Origin of the sequence: Kitasatospora sp. NPDC092039 (assembly GCF_044756065.1) — a bacterium.
GTDB lineage: Bacteria > Actinomycetota > Actinomycetes > Streptomycetales > Streptomycetaceae > Kitasatospora.
This window is the reverse complement of record NZ_JBIVSD010000001.1, coordinates 716,815-740,962: the sequence shown is the minus strand read 5'-3', so window position 1 is coordinate 740,962 and position 24,148 is coordinate 716,815. Positions and strand designations below refer to the sequence as shown.

Genomic DNA, 24,148 nt, shown 5'->3' with positions numbered 1-24,148 from the left:
CCCCCGCCTCCCGTCGTGCCCGGGGCGGGCGCCGACGGCCCGCCCGAACCCCGCCTCCGGGCGCCCTCCTCCACTCCTTCCTCCCTCCGTTCGACCACTGCCAGGAGCGCATCACCGTGTCGATCATGCTGCCGCCGGGCCTGGCGAAGTTCTTCGGCATCGTGACCGGCATGAAGTGGCCGGAGGCCGACGAGGACAAGCTCCGTACGGCGGGCGACGACTACCTCGTCATCCACGAGAAGGTCCCCGAGCTCCGCGGCTACCTGGTCGAGCTGGTGAAGCTCTGCAACGAGAGCTTCGAGGGCGAGGCGGCCGACGCCTTCATGCAGAAGATGCGCGAGTTGATCGGCGAGACCGGCGGTACCGACTTCGTGACGGCGGCCGGCCACATGGCCAAGCAGCTCGGGGACTTCGCCCACAAGGTGGCCAACCAGGTCGAGTACGCCAAGTGGATGATCATCGCCCAGCTCATCCAGCTGGTGGCCCAGATCGCCTGGGCGATCGCCATGTCGCCGATCACCTTCGGCGGCTCGCTCGCGGGGATCTTCGTCGCCTACGAGACCGCGGGCGCGGTGATCAAGCAGGTCTTCATCTGGCTGTTCAAGCAGCTCCTGCTGCACGAGTTCCTCTCCATCACCACCGCCGTGGTAATGGACGGGATCATCCAGGGCATCCAGATCGGCAAGGGCCACAAGGACCACTGGGAGAAGGAGTCCTTCATCCAGGCGGTCGAGATGGGGGCGATCAACGGCCTGCTCACCGGGCCGCTGGAGCTGCTCACCTTCGGTCTCGGCAAGGCGTTCGGGCGGATCTTCGGACGCGGCGTCGGCAAGGAGCTGCAGGCCGACCTCAAGGCGCTGGCCGGATCCGAGTTCAAGGACCTGCTGAAGAACGAGCTGAAGTCGATGAGCGGCGCGGAGTTGAAGGAGTTCTTCAACATCCTGCGCAGGAGCGAGTCGAAGATCGGCGGCAAGGAGGCCGTGGAGCAGGCCAGGGCGAAGGTCGCGAAGGACCTGGAGAAGCGGCTCACCGCAGCGGAGGCCGGGCGCAACAGCCTCAAGGATCTGACCGGGCAGCTCAAGAAGGAGTACCCCGCCGGCGCGGGGAAGGGCATCGAGAACGTCGCGGGGAAGGGCGGCAACACGCTCAAGGACATCGCCGGACAGCTCGGGGAGAAGTACGGCAAGGGAGCCGGCGAGCAGGGCATCGAGAACGTCGTCGAGCACCTCAGCAAGGTCGAGAAGCTCACCAGGACGATGGGGGAGGCCTTCGGGCGGGACCTCGTCAAGCTGGGCGTCGACGCCGAACTCGCCAACGCCGCAGGCCGATTGATCGCCTCGCGACTCGCCAGTGAGGGGGCCCGCTACGCGATCGACCTCGGGGCGGTCAACAAGCTGGTGTCCACGCTGGTCGCCTCCAGCAAGGGGCTGGAGGCGGGGACGCTCAGGGCCGAACTGCAGGGCGTCACCCGGCAGATCACCCACATGCAGAACGAGCTGAAGCAGCTCGGCGGCGGCTCGCTGACCGGCGGCGCGAAGGACCTGGCGGCCCTCCAACTGCAGCAGCAGGAGCTCCGGGAGAGCGTCAGGGCCGTCCAGGACCTCGCCGGGCGGGCCGTCGGCCTGATGGACGGCCTGCACCCGCAGAGCGCCGGGCAGTTCCTGTACAAGCTCGGCGAGGGCGTCGGCAACTACCTCAAGGGCGGCGTCCAGAACGTCGTCAGCGAGGGCGCCTACAACCTGACCTTCGGCGAGAACCACGAGTTCACCGTCAGCGTGGAGAGCTTCTACGGCGGTGTCGCGATGGGGGCGCTCGGCCACCTCGGGCACATCGCCGGCGGCCCGCTGCGGCTGAAGCTCTCGGACATCGAACTCCCCAACTACGCGCGCTTCCCGTTGGCGGTGGTGTCCAACCTGATGGGCCACCCCACCTCGCTCTGGGTCTCCCGCCCGGAGGGGGCCGGGGGCGCCCCGCACGTGACCGGACTGCCGGAGGGCACCCGGCCGGAGCACCTCAAGCTGGACTCCGACGGCTCGCCCGCGCCGTCCGGGGACAAGCCCGCGCGGCCCACGGCGAACACCCCGGCCGAACCCCCGGTCAAGGTGACGGGCGGGGACGGCGGGCCGAAGGCGCCGTCCGAGCCGTCCAAGGCCTCCTCGGACACCTCCAGGCCGGAACCGCCGAAGCAGAGCTCGACGGTCGGCGGCCCGAAGGAGGAGCCGAGGCGGACGCCGGTGGAGGAGACCACCGAGACCGTGCCGGTTCCTGCGCACGCCACCACCGCCACCTCGTCGGACGTCCCGCCGCCCGCCCACGCGCCGGGCACCGGGCAGCACGGGGAGCGGCCGCAGGACCAGCGACCGCAGCCCACCGGTGACGGGGACCGGACGGTGCCCGAGCCGCGGACCCCCGAGCCGCGGAACGACGAGCCCCAGCGCCCTGACCCGAAGGACCTCGCCCCTCAACACCCCGACCCGCAGAACCCGCAGCCGACCGGGCACCGGGACCCGGCCGAGCCGGGTGGCACCGAGCGCCTGCAGTACCTCGACGTCGGCGACGACTCCCACGTCCCGCCGACCACCGGCCACTTCCTGCCCCACACCGGGCCGGACCGGCAGCCCGGCTGGGTCGCGGGCGAGGCCGAGCCGAGCCGGCACGTCCTGGAAGTGCTGGAGAAGCTGCCCGTCGACCCCACCCGCTACACCGTCGTGATCCACACCGACGGGAGCGGCGCGCCGATGCCGCCCGGCGAACTCGCCTCGGTGGTCCGAGGCCTGGCCTCGCTCGGGCACCTGTCGGGTGACCGTCGCACGATCGAGTTCGTCTCCTGCGGCCTCGACGGCGCCACCGGCCAGGGCTACGTCCGGCAGGTGATGGAACACGTCTGGTCGAACCCGAAGCTCGCCGACCTCAAGGCGGTGGCGGCCGACGGCCCGGTCTGGGTGGCGCCCCGGTTCAGCGGCAAAACCGTGGTGGAGGGCCCCGGCACCGGCCACGTGATCGTCGCGGCGAACGTCGGCTTCGGCCCGGACGGCCGCCCGACGGTGGTCGGCGGCGGTGCGTGGCACACGTACGCCAGGCCGTCCGACGGCGGCGAGCCGGTCGTGACCAGGACCGAGTCGCAGGTGCCGGCGGGGTACGAGCACCAGCCCACCGGCGAGGTGCGGCCGATGGACGCCGCCATGGTCTTCGGTCCGGACCCGGAACCGAAGGCCTACCACTACACCGACGCCCCCGAGCACGTCCGGGCCGAGGCGGACGGGGTGCGGGCCGAACAGTGGCGCCGGACCCAACGGGACCTCCAGGACCAGTACGAGGCCAAGCTCGCCGAGGCGGCCGAGGAACTGCGGACGGACCCGGACGGCAGCGGCCACCGGCGCGAGGACGAGGCCGAGCGGCTGCTGGACGAGGCCCTGGACGCCCCGGGCCGGTTCCCGGAGGACGCGCCGGCCGACCTGCGCGGAGCGGTCCACGAGCGGGCCCGCACGATGATGTACGAGTCCCTGGCCGCCCGGCCGGAGGACCGGCAGCGGATCCTCGGCGACCTCGACGGCCTGGTGCGGGTCGCCGCCGTCCGCGAGGCCGCCGTCCGGGTGGCGGTGCAGCACTTCGACCGGGCGCTGGCCGCCGGGGACGCCCTGCGGATCACCGACGGCGCGACCGGCGTCGCCCTCACCCCCGAGCGTCCCCCGGCGTCCGTCGTGGAGCTCGTCCGGCAGGACTTCCGGGCGCGCGCGGACGAGGAGGCCGCCCGGATCTACGCGGACGCGGACAGCCTCACCACCGAGGCCAACACCCTGGCCGGCCAGGCCCTGCGACGGCTCACCGAGCACGCGCGCGCCGAACTCCTCCTGGAGACCGACCGGGCGAAGGCGCTGGCCGAGGTCGAGCAGCGGGTCGAGCAGGCGGTCGGCGGCTGGTACGACCGACTCTCGCCGACCGACCGGGAGATGCTCGCCGCCGTCGGCGTGACGGAGCACGTCGACCTGTCGCCGAGCAGTCTGCGGGCGATCCGGGAGCGGCTGCACGAACGCGTCGCCGCTGACTACGACGAGGCGGCGGGCCCGCGGGACGAGGCGACCGGCAGGCGCCGGGGCCACGACGAGGTCAGGGAGCTGTACGCCCGATCGCAGGCCGAGAATCCGTCCGCCCTGCCGCACGAGTTCGCCGTGCAGGCGGTCCGCGAGGCCGCGATCAACCGGGCCGTCGCGGAGGCGGAGAGGGCGGCCGACAGCTGGGCCGAGGACCTCGCGCGCAAGGAGTTCGCCGAGAGGTTCGGCGCCGACGAGTCCGACGTGCTGCGGGCCAAGGACACGGTGCTCCGCGAACTCGCCGGGGAGATGGACCGGGCCGCCACCGAGCGCGTCGGCGAGCCCGCCGCGCTGCGCGCCGCCCTCGACCGGCTCGTCGACCCCGCCGCCCTGCACGACCGGCTCACCCACCAGGCCGCCCGCCTCGCCGTCCGCCGCCAGGCCACGGCCGAGGCCCAGGCGGCCGCCCGCGAGCACGGCCTGTCCCCGCACGCCGCCGACCGCCTGACGGAGGGCCACGGCGACCGGATCGCCCGCGCCTTCGACGAGTCCTTCCGCTCGCACGAGGACCTCGCCGGCCGCCAGGAGCACTGGCAGAACGCCCGCGGTGAACTCGTCCGGGAACTGCGCGAGCACGCGGCCTTCGAGAAGGAGGCCGCCCCCGCCCTGCGCGAGGCCGCCAGGGGCTTCGACGGGCTCGCGGCGCGCCACACCCTCATCGAGGCCCTGACCGACCACCTCAAGCGCGAGTACGGCGACGACTTCGTCGCCCGCTACCGCGAACTGTGGAGCCTCGACCACTTCGACGCGGCCGGTTGGAACGCCCACCAGCGCGCCCACGAGGACGCCTTCGGCCGCCGGACGGACACCGCGGAGGAGCCGATCCGGACCACCGGCGGCGACCACGGACCCGCCGACGGACAGCTGACCGTCCGCGCCAGGGACACCGCCGACCTGCCGGGCGGGGACGACCTGACGGCGGCCGTCGCCTCGGCGCTGGGCGCTCCGGTCGCCCTCCACGAGCACCCGCCGGTCACGACCGAGGTCCGTCCCGGCGTGCACTGGCTGGCCGACCGGGGACCGGATCCGCGCGCCACCGACGAGGCGCTCGCCCACTTCCCCGCCGACCCGTCGCACTTCACCCTGGTCTTCCACGGCAAGGGACCGGACGGCGCCCCCCACCTCGACGGGAAGCCCGTCCCGCCGCACGAGCTGGCCAGGACCGCGCTCGACCTGTACGACCGGGGCGTGTGGGACGGCCGGCCGCTGCGCCTGGCCGGCTGCGACGCCGGCCGCGGCGGTGCGGACTCGTACGCGGCGCGCTTCGTCGCCGCCCTGCGCGAGCTCAGGCCGGAGCTGAAGATCGAGGTGGACGCTCCGGGCGGCACCCTGTGGTCGGTGCGCGACCACGCCGCGGGCGACGGCTCGCGCAGGTTGATCGTCAGCCGCGACGTCGGGTTCGACAGCAACGGGCTGCCGCGCGTCGAGGCGGGCGGCCACTGGGTCCGGCTCACGGCCCCGGACGAGCACGCCCCGGTGGTGGCCACCGAGCTGCCGGCGCACCTGGACGGCGGGTCCGCGCCACGGGCCGCCACTCCCGAGCACCCGATCGTGGTGCCGGACCCGCAGGCGCACGAGTTCGGTGCCGGCCGCAGGCACCTGTACAACGCGCCGGAGTACGAGACCGTCGCGAAGAACTTCGAGCACTCCGTCGGCCTGCTCGCCTATCGCCACGAAGGGGCGCTGCGAGCGGCCCGGGAGAGCGCGTACCGGCTGTACGAGGTGCTGAAGGCGGCCCACGGCGACCCCACCGGCGAGCAGGTCTACCGGGCCTTCCTGAGCAAGGACCTGACCTCGGCCGGGCAGGTCGGCGAGCATCTCACCCAGGGGGAGTTCCACGAGCTGCTGGCGACGGGCAACCTCCGTGAGCTGATGACCGCCATCTTCAACGCCGCGTACGCGCACGACGCCACGCGGCCGCCCGGTTCGTACGGCCTCAAGCAGGTGCTGAACGGCCTCGCCGAGGACGGGGAACCGGTTGCCCGGTTGCGTGAACTGGGCTTGGACGCCACGCGGGTGTCGCAGCAGCTGGACTACCTCAACAGCACCACCCGGAAGCTCTCGCACAAACTGACCGGCGGGGGCGGCTACTTCGACAAGGACTACTTCGCCACCGGCGTGGTCGCGCACAAGGCCCCGCTGGCGCTCCACCGGGAGTTCCGGGCCAGCTACGAAGCCCGCACCGAGCGGACCGAGACGGACCCGCCGAAGCCGGACCGGAAGCTCATCGACTTCCAGATGCCGTTGAGCCCCCGGGAACGGCAGTTCCAGAACACCGACACCTCCCAGCTCCTCCACTGGGAGCCGGGCAACTTCAGGCACCAGGTGAACTCGGCCTCCAGCTGGTACGGCGAGACCCGGAACACCAAGGGGATGCAGCTCAGTACCGGCGTCTCGGCGACGACGGCGAAGATGCTCAGCGCGTTCCGCGCGCTCAAGGTCCCGGGCGTCGAGACCCAGGACATGCTGGTCGCGCTGGTCGGCTGGATGCTGCCGCTCGGCGACCACTCGCTCTACGAGATCCTCAAGGGTGCCGAACTCGCCGGCGAGCTCCCGCCGGTGCCCTCGCACCTGCTGACCGAGGCCGCCGTGATGTACCGGCACATCCCGGGCCTGCCCGAGAGCACCCTGCGCCGGGAGCTCGGCATGCTCCCGCACGAGTCGGTCTACCACGCCCTGGCGACCCGCTCGCGCCGCAACGGCGGCTTCGACGAGGAGGGCCTGGAATCCCTGCGGCGGGTGTGGCAGCGGATGGCCGAGCCGGGCCACGAGCCGTACTCGTCCGAGCGGGAGTGGCTGACCGACAACGGCCTGACCAAGGCCGAGCTCGGCGCGCGGCTGAGCCTGGCCCACGTCGAGGCGCTCAACATCTACACCGGCACGGCGTACCCGCTGATCAACGTGCTGCTGAAGTTCGACGGACCGCTGCTGCACACCGCGCTGGGCAAGCAGATCGACGCGTTGCTGGCCGGGCCGGTCAAGGGGGTGCCGTCGGTGCTCCTGGGTCACCCGGTGCTCGGCGAGCTCATCGCCCGTCCCGAGCGGGAGCTCCGCACGCCCGAGCACTCCGCGGAGCTCTCCCGGATGGCTCGGGCACTGCTGCCCGAGATCGAGAAGGAGCTGCGGATCCACGCCGAGATGATCATCGAGGCGCTGGACCGGCTCCCGGCCGTCACCGGGGTCGTCTACCGGGGCGAGTGGGGGCTGGGCCGCCTGGACGGACCGGAGGCCGTGTTCACGGCGGCCAGGCCGGGCAGGACGCAGAGGAACGCGGGGCTGCTGAGCACCAGCCGACTGGAGGAGACGGCCGAGGGGTTCCTGGCATCCGACGCCAAGCTGGCCCAGTACAAACTGGCCCACCGGGTCCTGGCCCGGATCCGTCTGGTGGGCGAGCACGGGGTCGACATCACCCCGTTCTCCCGCTACCGGGACGGGGAACGGGAGGTCCTGATCAAGCCCGGTGCACTCCTCACGGTCACCGGCACCGGCACCGGCAGCACCGAGACCGGACCGTACGAGCGGATCGACTACATCGAGAGCGGAGCCGCGCGGCCGTTCGAGTGGCGGAACGACTCGCCCCAGTGGCCCCAGCCGCTCCACGAGCAGCTCAGGCACCAGCTGGCCCGCCTCGCGAACACCTCCGACGTGCGGTTCCACCGGGACCTCTGGCCGCTCGCCAAGGCCGTGGGCGCCCATGCCGGGCTGCCGGGCGCGCACCGGGCCCATGCGGACGCTCCGGACGAGGTCCTGGTCCGCCGGGCGACCGAGCACCTGTGGGACGCCGCGCGGATCGCCGCCACCCTGCACGACGCCGTCGGGCACACCCTCGCCGAGCTCACCGGAGTGACCCTGGTCGCGACCCTGGCCCGGACCGAGCTCGGTCTGCCGCCGGACCACCGGATCACCCAGGACGACCTGCGGCGGTTCACCGAGCAGGTGACCGGCGGGACCGGGACGGGCGACCACGACCTGCGCCGGCTCCTGGCCGTCGCCCAGGACGTGGAGCACACCGGCCACGCCTCGACCCTGGACGACCTGCGGACGGCCTGGGCAGCCGTCGGACGGGCCGACGCCGAGCCGGTGGTCCCGGGCGAACCGAACCTCTACCTGCTGGGGGACCGGCCCGCGGACTACGACGCGCTGGTACCGCTCCTGAAGACGCTGCAGTTCCGGGACGACTTCCTCACTGTGGTGCTGGACACCGTCGGAGGGCGCCCCGGCCTGAACGGCACCGCCCTCACCCCGGCCGAGGCCGCGCACGCCCTGTTCAAGCTCGTGCAGGACGGCAGCTGGGACGTCCGCAGGCCACTGCGCCTGCTGGCCACCGACCTGGCGTCGGACGCCCACCGGTCGTACGCCGACCAGATGCTCGGCCACCTGTGGCGGATGAACCGGAAGGTCGTGGCACTCGCGGCGGCGGGGAACGTCTGGATCGTCGCCTCGCCGCTCGGCACCACGCACCTCCTGGTCGCCGAGAAGGTCGGTCTGTCCTTCGTCGGGGAACAGGTGCACCTGGGCCCCGGGAACTGGCTCTGGCTGGAGCACGGGAGCCGGCCGGAGAAGCTCGGGCCGTACTTCCTGGACGAGGGCACCGAGTTCAGGGTGGGCAACGGTGAGAGCACGCCCTTCGTCGGCCCGTCCCCGCACGCCGTCGGGCTCGGCGTGGACGTCTCCTCTTGGGGTGCGCACCCCGATGCGGACCCGGCCGAGGAACAGCCGGGGCACGAGCCGGGGCAGGACTCCGAGGGGAGGATCATCGAGCTGGACGACCTGCTCGACGTCGGCGGGCCCAGCACGCACGCACCGCAGACGGGGGACGGGAGCACCGCGGCGGGGCAGCAGCCGGGGTCGGTCGCCCGGGTGCCGCAAGCCGTTCCGCCGGCGTCCGGTCCGGTCGTCCACCAACTGCCGGGCACCGGGTGGGTCCAGCAGGGCCGGCCGCTCACCGACACCTCGGGACGGTTCCACGGCTGGGTGCTGGACGGCACGGTGCTGCCGGATTTCGGGTACGTCGAGGGCACGTACCTGACGTTCGAGATCGTGGGCCGCACCGACGCGGACGGCTTCCCGGTGGTCGACGGGCACCAGGTCACCGCCTGGGAGATGGCCCGGCTGATCGCCGATCTCAGGACGCACCGGTACTGGAACGGGCTGACGGGGCTCGAGTTCGCCATCCCGCGCCTGGGTGCGACGCAGAACGGCGTGTACCTGGCCATGGTCCAGGTCTACCTCTCCATGGTGAACGTGAGCGTCACCGTCCGCGCGCCCAAGGAGGACCTCTGGTTCATACCGTTCCCGGGCCGGCACCTCGACGATCCCGCGCACCCCGGTGGCGGCCGGACCTTCGTCGCTTCGACCTCGGTCGGCTACGACGCCAAGGGCTTCCCGGTGGTCGCCACGGGCGGCACGTGGATGGTCGCCCAACCCTACGAGGGGCAGGGCGGCTCCAGCGTCTCGATCGCCCCCGCGGTCATCGAGACGCCGGCCGGCTACTCGGGGGGCCCCGCCGACCGGGTCGTCACGGAACTCCCCTCGGAACTGCGGCTCACCGGACCGAGCCCCACCCCGCCCCCGCCGGCCGAGGCGACGCCGCCGTCGTCGCCGACCCTCCCGCCGTCGTCGCCGGTCCTCCCGGCCCCGGCGGCGACCGGGCAGGACGGGCAGTCCGTGGCGGGCCGGCCGCCGGTGGGCCTGGGCGGCGGGGAGATGCCGGTGCCGGGGCCGCTGCACGAGTGGGTGCAGGCGCTGGACTACCTGTCGTCGGAGGAGCGGCGGCAGCTGGCCTCGGAGGAGGCGTACCTGACGGGTCTGCGGGAGGAGTTGGAGCCGGGGGACTTCGCGCAGGCGGCGGTGAGGCTGCTGATCGAGGTCGATCCGCGGACCCACCAGCCGGTGGCGGCGCGGCGGACGGCCGAGGACCTGCTGGCGCGGATGCTGGCGGACAAGGTCGTCGCGGAGCGGTTGGTGGCGTCCGGTGCCAGGGTCGTGGTGGTGCCGCGCGACGTCCCGATGACGGACGTCCCGGGCTTCGTGGCGTCCGGGCACGGTACGGGCGACGGCCGGGACTGGGCGGTGGTCCGGGGCGCCAGCGGTCACGGGCTGGTGCTGATCACGGAGGAGAACCTGCTGGGTTCCCGGACGTCGGTGGGACCGGACCCGGCGCATGCCGAGGGCTACTCCACGTCGGTGCACGAACTGGCGCACGCGATCCACGAGTTCGGCCTCACCGCGGCGCAGCGCGGGCTGGTCGAGGAGGCGTTCCGGGAGCGGAGCGACGCCGACGCGCTGACCGGGCTGTTCGGTGAGGAGGACGTCACGGCCTGGCCGGACGGCGGTCTGCGGGACGGGAACGGCGACCGGGTCGGGAACTACTCCGCGCGCGACGAGCACGAGTTCTTCGCGCAGCTGGTCACCGCGTACTTCGGGTACAACCACGGGAACGACCCGGTCACGGGGCTGGCGCGGAACAACGGCGCCGAGTGGGTGCGGGAGAACGTGCCCGAGCTGGTGCCGCTGCTGACGGACCTCTTCGGTGCGGACCCGCAGGTCGGCCACCCGGAGCCGGCCAACCCGGTCGCCCGGACCGATGCCGAGGAGCAGCTGTTCGACGGCTTCCGGGAGTTCGTGCGCTCGGCCGAGCGGGAGAGCCGGCTGGCCCAGCGGCCCGGCGAGGAGGAGCTGTTCGGGCGGTTCCGGGCGTTCATGGAGTCGGCCGAGCGGGAGAGCCGGCTGGCCCAGCGGCCCGGCGAGGAGGAGCTGTTCGGGCGGTTCCGGGCGTTCATGGAGTCGGTGGAGGGGGAGGGCCGCCCGGTGGTGCGGCCGGGCGAGGACGACGTGCTCGACGGGTACCGGGCGTTCATGGAGTCCGCGACGCGGACCGAGGGGCCGCACGAGGACGACGGCGCGGTCCTTCAGCCGGGCGACGTCGTCACCGAGGCGAACGGTACGCAGCACACCGTCCTCGGCCCGGTGCTGCCCACCCGTCCGACGAGGATCGACGAGCACGGCCTGGCGGCCTCGGACGTGCTGATCGGCCTCGGCAGCACCCGTACCCAGCTCCTGGAGCACTTCACCGACCGGTTCGCCCGGGTCCTGCACGGCGAGGAGGCGGCGGCCAGGACGCTCGCCGAGAGCCTGTTCGGCGCGGAGACCCTCCAGGCCAAGCTCACGGCCCTGTCCCGGGGCGAGGTCTGGGACGTCCCCTTCTCGATCGGCACCTGGAGCGGCACCGTCCGGGTCGCGGCCGACCTCGGCCGCAGCACCTTCGTCAGGTCCGCCGACGACTTCGAGTTCGAATACGGCTCGGAGCGGCAGACCTCGGTCGGGGTGACCGGCGACCGGCTGCTCCAGCTGAACGCCGGCGTCCAGGCGAAGTTCAAGTTCGGCAAGCCGGCCGACCTGACCGAGACCGTCGGCTACCAGCGTGACTGGCAGCACGGCAAGGCCGACGCCCAGGCGAGCCGGATGGTGGCCCGCGGCAAGACTTCGGAGACCGCCGCCCTGTTCGACACCGTCTTCCAGCTGAGGGCGGAGTTCGTCGGCCTCGGCCGGCGCACCCTCGGCGTGTTCGGCGAGGTCGCCTCGGAACCGGTCCCGCCGGTCGACGTGCGGGCCCAGGTGGCCGTCCCGCTCCGGGAGACCGGTGCTCCGCGGCCGGCCGTCCCTCCGCTGCTGCCCCCGCCGGGGGCGGGTCCGGGCGGCGGACGGCTGTCCGGTCCGCACATCGTGACGGACGTGTGGGCGCTGCCGCACACGCCGGAGGCGGCCGCGGGGCCCGAGGGCATCCAGCTCGTCGACCTGAACGCGGCCGGGGGCGCCAAGGGCATGCCCGGGTTCGTCGCGGGCTTCGAGGCCCAGGCGAGGGAGCACTTCGGCAGCACCTGGCCCGCGCTGAAGGCCAGGCTGCTGGAGCAGATCGACCTGGGCGCGCTCCACCAGGACCTCAAGGCCCTGATGTCGGGCGAGACCAGGACGGTCGAGGTGGACAGCCTGACCGGCCCGAAGGCCGTCATTACCCTGCGGAACGCCCGGATCCACACGATCGGGCCGACGGCGGAGCTGCCGCCCACCGAGTTCAACATCGCCACCGGGACGTCCCGCTCGCACGTGGAGCAGGACACCACCGGCAAGGGGTGGCAGTTCCCGCTGGTGGGCACCGGGACCGGATCGGCGAAGAACGGCGGCGGAGGCCTCGGCGCCGGTGTCAGGACGGGCCGGGACCGGGTCGTGCTGACCGGCGGCGGCGACGAACTGTCCCTGGGTACCAAGGTGAAGACGGCGGGAGTGGTGTTCGAGGGCGAGGCCCGGATCGAGGTCGAGTTCGGGGCCTTCGGCACGGTGCGGCGCGTCCAGGCCCGCTCGGTCGACGCCGGGCTCGGCTTCCGGGTGGTCATCGACCGGTCGGAGACCAGCCCGGCCGCCCCTGACCAGGTCAACCCTGCTCCGCACCCGGACCACGCGGCACTGCCGCCCGGCGCGCTGGTCCCGCACCCGCCGGCCGGGATCTGGCACGGCTCGGCCGCCTACACCGGGCTGCCCGAGACCACGGTCGTCCGCGACGTGCGCAGCGTCGCGCCGCTGCACGCCAGGCTGGACGAGATCGGCCGCGCCCGGCTGGGGGCGAAGGACTGGGCCGGGGTACGGGAGGACGTCCTGCGGGCGTTCTCGCAGTCGGCCGTCGCGGCCCACCTGGTGGGCATGACGCAGGAGGTCCCGCTGCGCAGCCCCGCGGTCGCGCTCGGCCCGCTGAGCAAGCTCGGCATCGGCGTCACCGCGCACGTCACCGCGTTGACGTACCGGCGGGAGCAGGCGTCCGCGGACCTCAACCCGGTCCGGGAGAGCACGACCACCGAGTCGAAGCGGCTCCTCGACTCGGACGCCTGGAACGTTTCGGCCCAGGGCTTCGGCAAGGGGCCGGTGCGCACCCGCGAAGACGTGCTGGACGAGAGCGGCAAGCCGTTCACGGACACCCTCCAGGGCACCGCCACGGTCACCCGCGAGGTGCGCGACCGGGACGGCTGGCGGGGCGGCAGCTCGGCCAAGAGCTACGCGAGCGGCAAGTACCGCAGTGCACAGGTGCTGTACGACGCCCGGTTCGAGCTTCAACTGACGGTCAACGGCAGGCCGCACGGCGAACCGATCGCGCTGGACGCCGCGCTGAGCATGGAGCAGGCGCACACCCGGCCCCTGGCCCGGAACAGCCGGGTCATCGGCAACCCGTTCGACGGGGCGGCGCCGCCGCGCTCCGACGTCCCGCGGCCGCAGCCGGAGACCGCAGGGCAGGCCCCCGCGAACCTGCGGGTCCCGGACCGGCTCGGCCACTCCGACGTGGTGCTCGGCGTCGGCCGGCGCGGCCGGTCCGTGCTGGACGTGGTCCAGCACGCCCTCGGCACGGCGGGCCCGGTGTCCGCCCAGGCGTCCGTCCGCCTGGCCGCCCGGTTGGACGGGGCCGGCCTGACCGCCTCGCTGTCCCGGCTCAGCCGGGGCGGCACGCTCCGGGTGCCGGTGGACACCGGGCACTGGAAGGGGAAGGTGGAGGTCACCGTCGCCCCGCTGGCCCTGCGGCACCAGCGGACGGTGGAGGGCTTCGAGTTCGAACTCGGGAGCCAGCAGCGCACGATGGTCGGCTACAGCTGGGACCGGCTGAACCGCTGGCGGATCGGGGCCGCGCTCAAGGGCACCGTCCCGCACGTGACCGTCACCGGCGAGTACGCCCACACCAGGGACAGCGTGCGGGGCCTGACCATCGAGCGCACCGGCGGTACCGGAAGCCGCGGCAAGAGCGTGGAGACGGCCGAACTGTTCGACGGGGACGCCGTGTTCAGCATCCGGTTCGTGCCGGACCGGTTCCAGCGGGCGCTGGCCGGGACGACCGCGGCGGCGCCGGTCCTGGTGGCCGCGCCGCACCGCGAGGTGGTGCGGCCCCCTGCCGACCACAACCCGGCGGCCCGCCAGCTCCCGGACAAGCGGCTCGGCTCCTCCGACATCGTCACCCGGGTCCACCTGGAGGGCGCGGACGGAACCGTGCACACCGGGCCGGAGGCGGTGGCCACGGTGGTCGCCGCACTCCAGCCCAAGGGCCGGGCGGCGCTCGGCCGGGACTGGGAGGGGATGAAGGCCAAGCTCCTCGACGCCCTCGACTTCGACGCCCTGCACCCGCTGCTGAAGCCGATGACCTCGGGCCACGAGATCGTGCTGACGCACGGCCGCAGCACGGTGCGGATCACCGCCTCGGTGGACCGGGTGACCAGGTCGGGCGACGCGCCCCAGGTCGAGTTCAACATCGGCGCCAGTACCCAGACCGCCTTCACCAGCTCCGACGCCGGCGGCAACGCCGGCAGCGGGCACGCCGACGCGCTCGGGCTCAACGTGCTGGGAAACCTGGGCACCGGTGTGTCCCCCGTGGTCGGCGGCGGTGTCACCCACACCCGGCGGCAGGACGCGCTGGAGTACCGCCGGGACGTCGTGACCACCGGAACGGCCGTCAAGACCAAGCTCGCGGCCGAGGCGCACCGCGCCGTGATCCGGCTCTCGGTGGTGATGGAGCGGCGTCCCGCCGTCCCGCTGCCGCTGGAGACCCGGCCGGTGGTGCCCGCCGCCGAACCCCCGCGGTCCGGACTGCCCAGGGTCGCCCACCGTCTGGCCGGGGCCGGTGACGCCGTCGTCCCGCAGTGGCGGCTGCGCCGTACCGTCGCGGAGACCGTCATCCACGCCGACGTGCTGACCGAGCCCGGCCGCACCACACCGGAGGCCACCGTGCCGGGGCGCCGGCGCGGCCCCGCACTGCCGAGGGAGCTGCGGGTGCCGCCGGCCGAGGTCTTCACCTCCGGTCTGCGTCCGGGGGACGTGCTGCGATGGCTCGGCGACACGGCGGGCCTGCGCAGCCTCCTGCGGACCGAGGGCCCGCGGTTCTTCGGCGAGGGCACCTGGAAGCGGCTGGAGCCCGTCGTCTCCGGCGGGCTGAGCCACGCCCAGCTCTCCGCCCTGCTGACCCCGGCGGTCGGAGCCCACCACGAGGCCGGCCCGGCGGCCGGCCCGCAGCGGGCGGTCGGCACCCCGTCCGTGAGCCGGCGCTGGTTCGTCGACGACGTCGAGGTGACGGTCAAGGCCTCGCTCGTCCAACTGGAGTACCTGGGGGACAGCACCAGGGCCGCGCTGAGCCCGGCGAACGAGTCGGGCGGCGGCAGCCGGAGCACGCGGCTGACCGGCCGGCAGTGGAACGTCCGGGGCCAGGTCGGCGTCCAGGGCGACGTAGGCGGCCCGGTCGAGGCCACCGGTTCGGTGCTGCTCGGCGGTGCCCACCGGCAGCGGCTGGGCACCGTCACCGACGCGGGCGGCCGGTTGGTGGCCAACGCCAAGGCGAACACCCCGATGGCCCGCTACACCGGCCACGTCCAGCTCGAACTGACCTTCCACAAGGGCGGCGACCCGACCGGGCAGACCCCCGGCACCGAACGCTCGCTGTCCGGACTGGTACCCCTCGAACTGGAGATCCCGCACGCCGACACCAAGCCGGGCGTCTCGCCCGAGGACCACTGGACGCAGTTCACGCCCGAGCACCCGGACGGCCAGGCGGTGTCCAGGCGCCCGGTCGGCGTCCAGGTGGCCCGCGCGCTCGCCCCGCACCACGAAGGCGGCGTCCACGTCCTGCGGGACCCCCTCGCGGACCGGGCCACGAGCGAGAACCTCGAACGGAGCGTGGGCCGGATCCAGGACGACCCGCGCTACTTCACCGTCGCCTACCACTCCGTCACGGAGAACGGGGCGCCGGGTTGGAACGGCCGCCCGCTGCACCCGGACGACATGGCCGACTCGCTGGCGGAGCTCCACGCCGCCGGGACGTGGGACGGCAGGCCGCTGCGGTTCGTCGCCTGCGACGCCCAGGAGTACGTCACCCAGGTGCTGCGGGCGCTGCGCGAGCGGCTGCCCGGCGTGGAACTGGAGGCGTACGCCGCCGACGGCAAGCTCTGGGTGGTCCAGGACCAGGGCCGCACCCACCTGGTGGTCGCCGGGCGGGTCGGTTGGGACGCCTCCGGCCGGCCCCGGCTGGAGGCGGGCGGGCAGTGGCAGCACCTGAGGCTGCCCGTGGAGGAGGCCGGGGGCCAGGTGCCGCCCGTCGACGACGGGGCGGGCGTCCAGGCCCCGCAGCCGCAGCCGCAGCCGCACGGCGCGCCGGTGGTCGAGGTGGTCGGGGCACACGGCCCGCAGCTGCACGACCCCGACCCGCTCGCCGAGGCCACGCCGACCCACCCGATCACCGACCAGCGGGACCTCCAGCCCCTCGGCACACCCCGGCAGGCGCTCCACGCGACGCCCGAACACCGCACGCGGGCTGAGGAGTTCGAGGCCAGGCTGGGCGCCTACGCGTTCGCGCATCCGCAGGCCCGGGCCGCGGCTCGCAACGCCGTCGAGCGGCTCTACGAGGCCCTGGTGGCCGCCAACCCGGGCACCCCGGAAGGCGAGCTCTACAAGGTCTTCCTGAACAACGACCCGAAGCCGGAGCAGGGCTCCGCCGGACAGGTCGGTGAACAGCTCGGCCTGGAGGAGTTCCGCACCCTGATGCGGACCGGCAACACCCGGGAGCTGCTGACCGCCTTCTACAACGCGGCCTACGTCAAGGACTCCCCGCTCGGACTCAAGCAGGTGCTCCAGCGCCTGCTGGACGCCCCCGAGGCCGAGGCCGAGGCGCGGGCCGCGGCGATGAAGCTGGACCTGCGCGCGCTCAAGGAGCAGGCGGACTTCATCAGGAGCGGGGCGCGCTCCGTGCTGGAGATGGTGCCGGGCCTCAACACGATGTTCGCCAAGGACCACTTCGGCACGGGCACCGTCATCAAGCAGGGCGCGGAGCCGTTCAAGGCCGGCAAGGAGTACCTGGAGAGCCTGAACGCCCGCCAGGAGCGCGACCCCGCACCGCCGAACGACCTGACCGCGCAGGGGCTCCAGGACCGCGGCATGCCGCTGAGCGACCGGGAACTGGCCTACCAGCAGTCCGTCGGCGACGGCGTGGTGCTGACCTGGAAGCCCGGGCGGGCGCACTTCGTGCTCAACGAGAAGTCCGCCTGGTTCGGCGAGGCCCACCACGACAAGGGCATGCCGCTCAGCACCGGCATCTCGGCCACCACGGCGAAGATGCTGAACGCCTTCCGACTGCTCAAGGTCGAGGGCAGCACCTCGCAGGACATGCTGCTGGCCCTCGTCGGCTGGATGCTCCCGCTGGGCGACCACTCGCTGTACGAGATCCTCAAGGGTGCGCAGCTGCTGGGCGAGCTGCCCCCGGTCCCGTTGAACGCGCTGTCCGACGTGTCGGTGCTGTACCAGCACATCCCGGGCATCCCGCAGGACGTGGTGCGCGCTCAGCTGGGCGAGGGCGGCATGCTGCCGCACGAGGCCGCGTACCATGAGCTGCTGCGGAAGCCGCGTTCCGACGGCGGCTGGCGGGACGAGGTGGTGGGGAACTCGCAGCGCAACCGCGACGGGTTCACGACGGCCGCCAACGACCGCACCCGGGCGTCGAAGGAGGTGTCCGGCTGGCTGGACCGCAACCCGATGACCGCCCAAGAGGTGCTTGACCGGGTGACGCCCGCGCACTTCGACGCGCTGGCGGTCTACACCGGCGCCGCGTACCCGCTGATCAACGTGGCCCTGCGGTTCGGCCCGCTCACCCGGCGCAAGGCACTGGAGTACCAGATCTCGCAGCTGCTGGAATCGCCGGACCCGAACCGCCTGCCGACGATCCTCCGGCGCGACCCGCTGCTCGACCCGCTGCTCGCCAAGCTGCCCCGCGACCGCACCGCCCAGGACCGCAAGGACCTGGCGAAAGCCGTCAAGGAGCGGCTCCCGCAGATCGAGCGGGAGCTGCTGGCCCACGCCGAACTGATCTCCGAGGCCCTGGACAAGCTTCCCCCGTACTCCGGCGACCTCTGGCGCGGGGACCGGGTGGTGGGCCGGCCCGGAGGAGTCGCCAGGCGGCTGTCGCCCTCCTTCGGCGGGGACACCTTCACCAATCCGGACTTCGTGAGCACCAGCACGGAGGAGCGGACGGCGATGATGTTCATGCAGACCCGCAAGGAACTGCCGTTCACCTACCGGGCCCTGCTGCACTTCTCGCTGAGCGGCGGCGGCAGCGCCTTCGACATCCAGCCGTTCTCGGACAAGCAGGGCGAGGCCGAGGTCCTGATCCGGCCCGGCAGCACCTTCGACCTCGGCGAGCGCCTGAACCGCGAGTCCGCGGCGCGGGAGTCGTTCGTCCAGATCGAGGCCACCGAGCGGGTCACACCCCCGCCGTTCCCGAAGACCGAGGACGCCGACCTGCGCCTGCACGCGGCCCTCGCCAAGCTCGCCAACGTCGCCGAGCTGCGCACCCACGACGACCTGTGGCCGCTGGCCCAGTACATCGGGGCGGACCACGGTCGCCCGCTCGCCGACCGGGTCGCCGACCTGGTCTCGGGGGAGGCGGCCCGGCGCGAGGCGAGCATGAACGCCTGGCGCACCGCCAAGCTCGCCCAGGAGCTGCAGCGGGGCACCGAGGGGATCACCCTCCAGCAGCTCACCGAGCTGCGCCGGACGGCCGACGTCGTCCGCGCGGCGCTGCGCCTGCCGGCTGACCACCAGGTGACGGTGGAGAACCTGGCCGCCTACGTCCGGCGGTTGAAGGGGCAGACCGGCGGGACGGTCGGAGCGGACGAGCTGAGGGCCCTGATCGACACGGTCGACCGGCTCAAGCGACCGGGCCGCGCGGTGACCCCCACCGAGGTGGAGCGGGGCTGGCGGGACCCAGGGTACGAGCCCGACCCGGGCCTGACCGAGCTGGCGTCCTCGACGCTGTACTGGGTCGGTGACCGGCACGCCGACTGGCGGACGCTCACCGAGTCGGTGTTCCCGCACCTCCCGCGCGCGAACGACTTCCTCAACCTGGCCATGCACACCACCGACGGCGTGCCCGTGCTGGGCCACGTCGTGGTCGCCCCGGCCGACATCGCCGACGGGCTGCTCAAGCTCCACGAGGAGGGCGGCTGGGACGGCGTGAAGCCGGTGCGCTTCATCGCCTGCGACCTCAACGTCCAGCCGGACCGCTCGTACGTGCGCGAGGTCATGCAGCACGTGTGGACCCGGCTGCCGGAGGCGGTGGCCTACGCCGCCGACGGCCGGGTTTGGTTCGTCCCGCCGGTCGCCGGTGCGGGCGGCACGCCGGGCCACCTGGTGGTCACCTCCCACGTCGGGGTGGACGCGCAGGGCCGACCGAGGATCGTCCAGGGCGGCAGCTGGTTCCGGCTCACCGCGACCAGGACCGAGAACGTCGGAGCCTACCTGGACGGCGACGGCAGCACGGCGTACCCGCAGGCGGCCCCGGCCGCCGTGCACGGCGAGATCGCCGGAGCGGTGAAGTTCGCCACCGACACGCCGCTCGACCAGCTGCCGCACACCGGTGACGGGCCCTCGCACACCGGTGACGGGCCCTCGTCAGCCGTGCCGCCGGACGAGGGGCAGGGGCCGACACCCGGATCCGAGGCCCTCGCACCCTCCGGTCCCCAGCCACCGCCCGCGGCGATGGCCGTCCGGCACGCGGTCTTCGACGAGCCCCGGTACCGGCAGCACGCGGAGGACTTCGAACGCGACCTGGGAGCGTGGACGGCGAGCGATCCCCGGGTGGTCGCCCGGGCCCGCGAGGCGCTGCGGCGGATCGCCGAGGAGACCGGGGCGCAGGGCACCGCCGACCTCGTCGCGGGCGGGAGCCTGCACGAGGTGATGCGGGAGTTCCACCGGCTGGCCGGCGACGAGCGGTTCGGGGCCGGCCGGCCCGGGGCCCCGGAGGGCGGCCCGGCCCTGCACACGGACCTGCGGGAGCGGGGCATCCGTACCGTCGGCGGCACGGCCTCGCACGCCGCGGCCGTGGCGGTGCACGCGTACCGGCTCCTCGGGCAGGCCGACCACGACCTGTTCGCGCGGGCGCTGTACGGCTGGCTGCTGCCGGGCGGCGAGCACTCGCTGCACGAGGTGGTGGCGGGCATGCGGCTCGGCGGCGCCTTCCCCGGGCACCGGTACGAGGACGGTGCCGGGCTGTACCGGAACGTGCCCGGCGTCCCGCCGGCGGAGCTGCGCCCGCCGGTCGAGGGCTGGGCCGGGCCGGTCAGGCCCGCGTTCGACCACCCCGCGCCGGAGTCGCTGACGGCCGGGTTGCCGCACGAGCGCACCTACCTGGAGTGGGCCGCCACCTCGCGGGAGGTGACCGGCGAGGTCCTGGAGGAGGCGCGCGCCCGCTGGGAGGCGCTGACCGGGACCGACCCGCAGGAGGGACTCGGGGCGCCCCCGTACCTGGCGTGGATGGCCCGCAACGGCGTCACCAGGGCGACGGACGTGACCGATCTGCTGGGCCCCGCGCACTTCGCGGCCCTGTACACCTACACCGGCCCGGCCTACTCGCTGATCAACGTGCTGCTGGAGCACCAGGGCGCCGATCCCGTCCCCGCGCTCCGCGGGAAGATCGCGGCGCTGATCGCCAAGAGCTACCGGAACCCGGACACCGCCCTGCCGAGGTCGATCACCGAGCTGCCCGAGCTGCACGAGGGGATGCGGGCGAAGGCCCAGCCGTGGCGCCTCGCCGAGTCGCTGACGGACAGCCAACTCATGGGCATCCAGCGGGAGATGGCACTGCACAGCCATCTGCTGGCGGACGCGCTGGCGCTGCTGCCCGCGGCGCGGGGCACGCTGTACCGAGGCGACGGCATCCTGGAGGACCCGATGCGGCCGACCGGCCGCCCCGGCGGCTCCGGATACGGCGGCGACCTGATCCGGACCCGGACCTTCGCCAGCTTCAGCACCGACGAGGCCACCTCGCTCGGCTTCATGAAACGGCACGACGGCGAGGACGAGCACCGCGTCCTGCTGGAGCTGGAGGCGACCGGCCTGCACGGCCGGGACATCGCGGCGTTCTCCTCGCACATGGCGGAGGACGAGGTCCTCTTCCTGCCCGGAGCCCGGCTCCAGGTCGTCGAGCGGACGCTGACGAGCACCGAGGACGGCGTCAGCTACGTCCGCCTCAGGGCGCGGGAGACGGCGTCCGAGGAGACGGACAACACGGCCTTCGCGACGGTGCCGCAGCGCGCCGGGGCCGGCCCGGACCTCACCGGGCAGCTGCTCGGCCACAGCATCACCGACGGCACCGGCCGGGAGACCGGGCAGGCGCACTTCGACGAGGCCGACTGGTCGAAGCGCTCGGCGCTGTACCCCGAGCTGAGCGAGCTCACCACCTTCGTGCCGCGCTCCGCGGACGGCTTCGCGACCGGGGCGCCGCAGCAGGTGCCGTGGGACGGGAAGCACACCTACTTCTTCGCCGCGCACGCCGGTCCGGACGGGTTCGTCCTCCCGCTGGCCGACGGCACCAAGGTCCACGGGGTCACCGGCACCGAGGTCGGCGCGCTGCTCAAGCGCCGGCTCGCCGACCTCGCGCTGAAGGCGGCCGACGCGCACGTCGACGCACACGACGCGGGCGGCGGCCCAGCCCGCGGGCCTGCCTCGATCACGCTGCTCGGCTGCGAGTCCGCCGAGCACGCCCAGGCCGTCGCCCGGCAGACCGGACTGCCCGTCCACGCGCCGACCGGCCGCACCGGCGTCAGCGGCAGTCCCGCGGGCCCCGACGGCCCGTCGACCGCGAGCCTGTACGTCAAGTCGGGACCGGACGGGTCGCCGGGGCGGTTCCGGACCTTCCACCCGGACGGCCCGGGCGACACCGGGGGAGCGACGCCCCCGCCGTCCGGCCCGGGTCCGGGCCGCGCCGACGGGCCCGCGCCGACGGAGCACGCGCTGGACAACACGGGCAACGGCGAGGGGTCCTCCCAGTCCCGTCCGGAGATCGTCCGGTACGCGACCGGCGAGGAGGTCCACGTCCACCCGGACGGCCGGGAGGTCCACCACCTGGCGGACCGCGTGGTCGACTACCGCGCGAACGGCGACGTGATCGAGAGCTACCCGAACGGCACGGTGGTCGAGACCTACCAGGACGGCGAGGTGGTCGAGCGCTACCGGAACGGCATGGTGATCGAGCGCCACCGGGGCGGCGACGTGACCGAGTACCACCAGGACGGCACGGTGGTCCGCCTCCTCCAGGACGGCACGACGATCCACCGGCTGACGGACGGGAGGGAGATCCGCCGCTTCCCGGACGGCCGGCAGGACACCTACGACCGGGACGGGCGGCTCGTCGAGCGGTACCGCATCCCGGTGGACCACGAGGACCGCGAGCCCGGCGTCCGCCCGCTCGACACCGTGCTCGCCGAGCGGAACGTCGTCCGGAGCACCGGGGCCGACGACCCCCGGCTCCCGTTCGTGCCGACGGACGAGGTCCCGCGCGTCTCCGAGTGGCGGCCCGAACGCCCGGTGGCGACGGACGAGCACGTCGACCTGACGGCGCTGGACGACGCCCAGTCGGTGCCCCTGCTGTGGCGGCACGACCGGGGCCACCTCTACCGCTGGGAGCGGCAGCGCTCCGACCTGGTCGACTACCCGGACGTCTTCGAGTCCGGGCTGCGGCCGAGGCAGGAGGACCGCCACCCGGACCTCCAGGACTACGTGGGGAGCAACGACGCGTCCTCGCTGGTGAGCACGACCCGGTCGCGCACGGCCCAGCACGTGGACTGGGGGACCTGGCACCGCTACGTCATCGACGCGCCGGGAGGCATCGACGTCCGGGAGACCCTGAACCGTCCGGGCCTCTCCGAGGAGGAGCAGGAGGTCGCGTTCCCCGGGGGCATCGACGGCCGGTACATCGTCGGCGTCGAACTGGTGCGGGGCACCGAGCTGGACGGGGCGACCGGCCGGTACACGGAGACGGTCGAGTTCATCCCGAACGAGGACTACTGGCCCGCGCACCGGCCCACGGAGCAGATCGAGACGATGCAGCCTGCGCGGCCCGGCTCGGAGCCCGGCTCGGAGCCCGGCTCGGAGACGGGCGAGCACCCGGCCGACCACTCCGCCGACCGCTGGAGCGACCACTCGGCCGACGACATCGAGAGCGTCCTGAACGGCCTCACCGGCCTGAGCGTCCGGAACGCCGACGACGACTCCTCCGTCGGGTACGACTCCGACAACAGCGCGGTGCCGCCGGGCGGCGGCCACCCGCAGGTGCTGGACCAGACGGACCCGGCCGTCTGGGCCGACCCGGCCACCTGGGCCCACTTCGGCGTCGGCGGCGCCCAGGCCGCCGAGCTGTTCTGGCACTACGACGGCTGGACCATGGACACCGCGGAGTTCGACGCGATGCCGCGGGCGTTCCGGGAACGCCTCGCCCAGCTGGAGCTCTTCGGGCCCGACCACGAGCGGCACGCCCGCGACGCCCACTACGACGGGCCGGGCCTCGAACCGATGGCGGAGCTGGTCCGCGGGCTGAGCGAGGCGGAGCAGCAGGCGCTGGAGTTCTACACGGCCCCCAGCGAGACCGGGGACGGCGAGGTCGCCGAGCAGTTCTCGTACTTCGAGGTCAAGCAGACCCGATGGGGGCTGACCGTCCAGGGGCTGGACCACACCGCGCTGCCGCCGGGCCCGATGCGGCACGTCATCGAGCAGCTCGACAACGCCATCGAGCAGAGCCCGGTGACGGGGGACCTGGTGGTCAGCCGGGGCGCGCCGTACGTCGGGCAGGGCCTGCACCCGGACACCCTGCGGGTGGACCAAGTCGTCGTCGAGCCCACCTACGTCTCGGTCTCGGCGGGCAGCCGGCTGCACGGGGCGTTCGGCCAGCGGCTCATCCGGCTGTACCTGATGCTGCCCGACCGGACCCCGGGGGCCTTCCTCCGCGAGGTCTCGCACAGCCCGGCCGAGAACGAGATCCTGCTCGGCGCCGGGCTGCGCTGGTGGCCGGTTCGGATCATCCCCCCGGAGCACCCGCTGCCGGGGCCGCTGGACGGCGGCGAGGCGGACGTGCCCCCGGAGAGCCAGTGGATCGTCTACGGCAGGGTGGAGGCGCCGGACCACAGCGACGAGGACTCCGACGCGATGGAGGACGTGTCGGGAGCGCCGTTCGCCCCGAACCCCGACTACGGCCTGCCCGCCGACTGACCCCCGCC

General features: G+C 73.7%; 1 protein-coding gene. It reads left to right on the top strand.

The genetic code is table 11. The annotated features are described in order from the left end of the window. Positions 1–125 precede the first annotated feature (125 nt). Positions 126–24,140, top strand: a complete 24,015-nt coding sequence (locus ACIQI7_RS03160) for an ADP-ribosyltransferase (RefSeq protein WP_401104577.1) — start codon at positions 126–128, stop codon at positions 24,138–24,140. Positions 24,141–24,148: the final 8 nt, after the last annotated feature.

Excerpts from the sequence above, each read along its gene's own strand:
- ACIQI7_RS03160 (WP_401104577.1), top strand. The coding sequence starts at position 126 with ATGCTGCCGCCGGGCCTGGCGAAGTTCTTCGGCATCGTGACCGGCATG.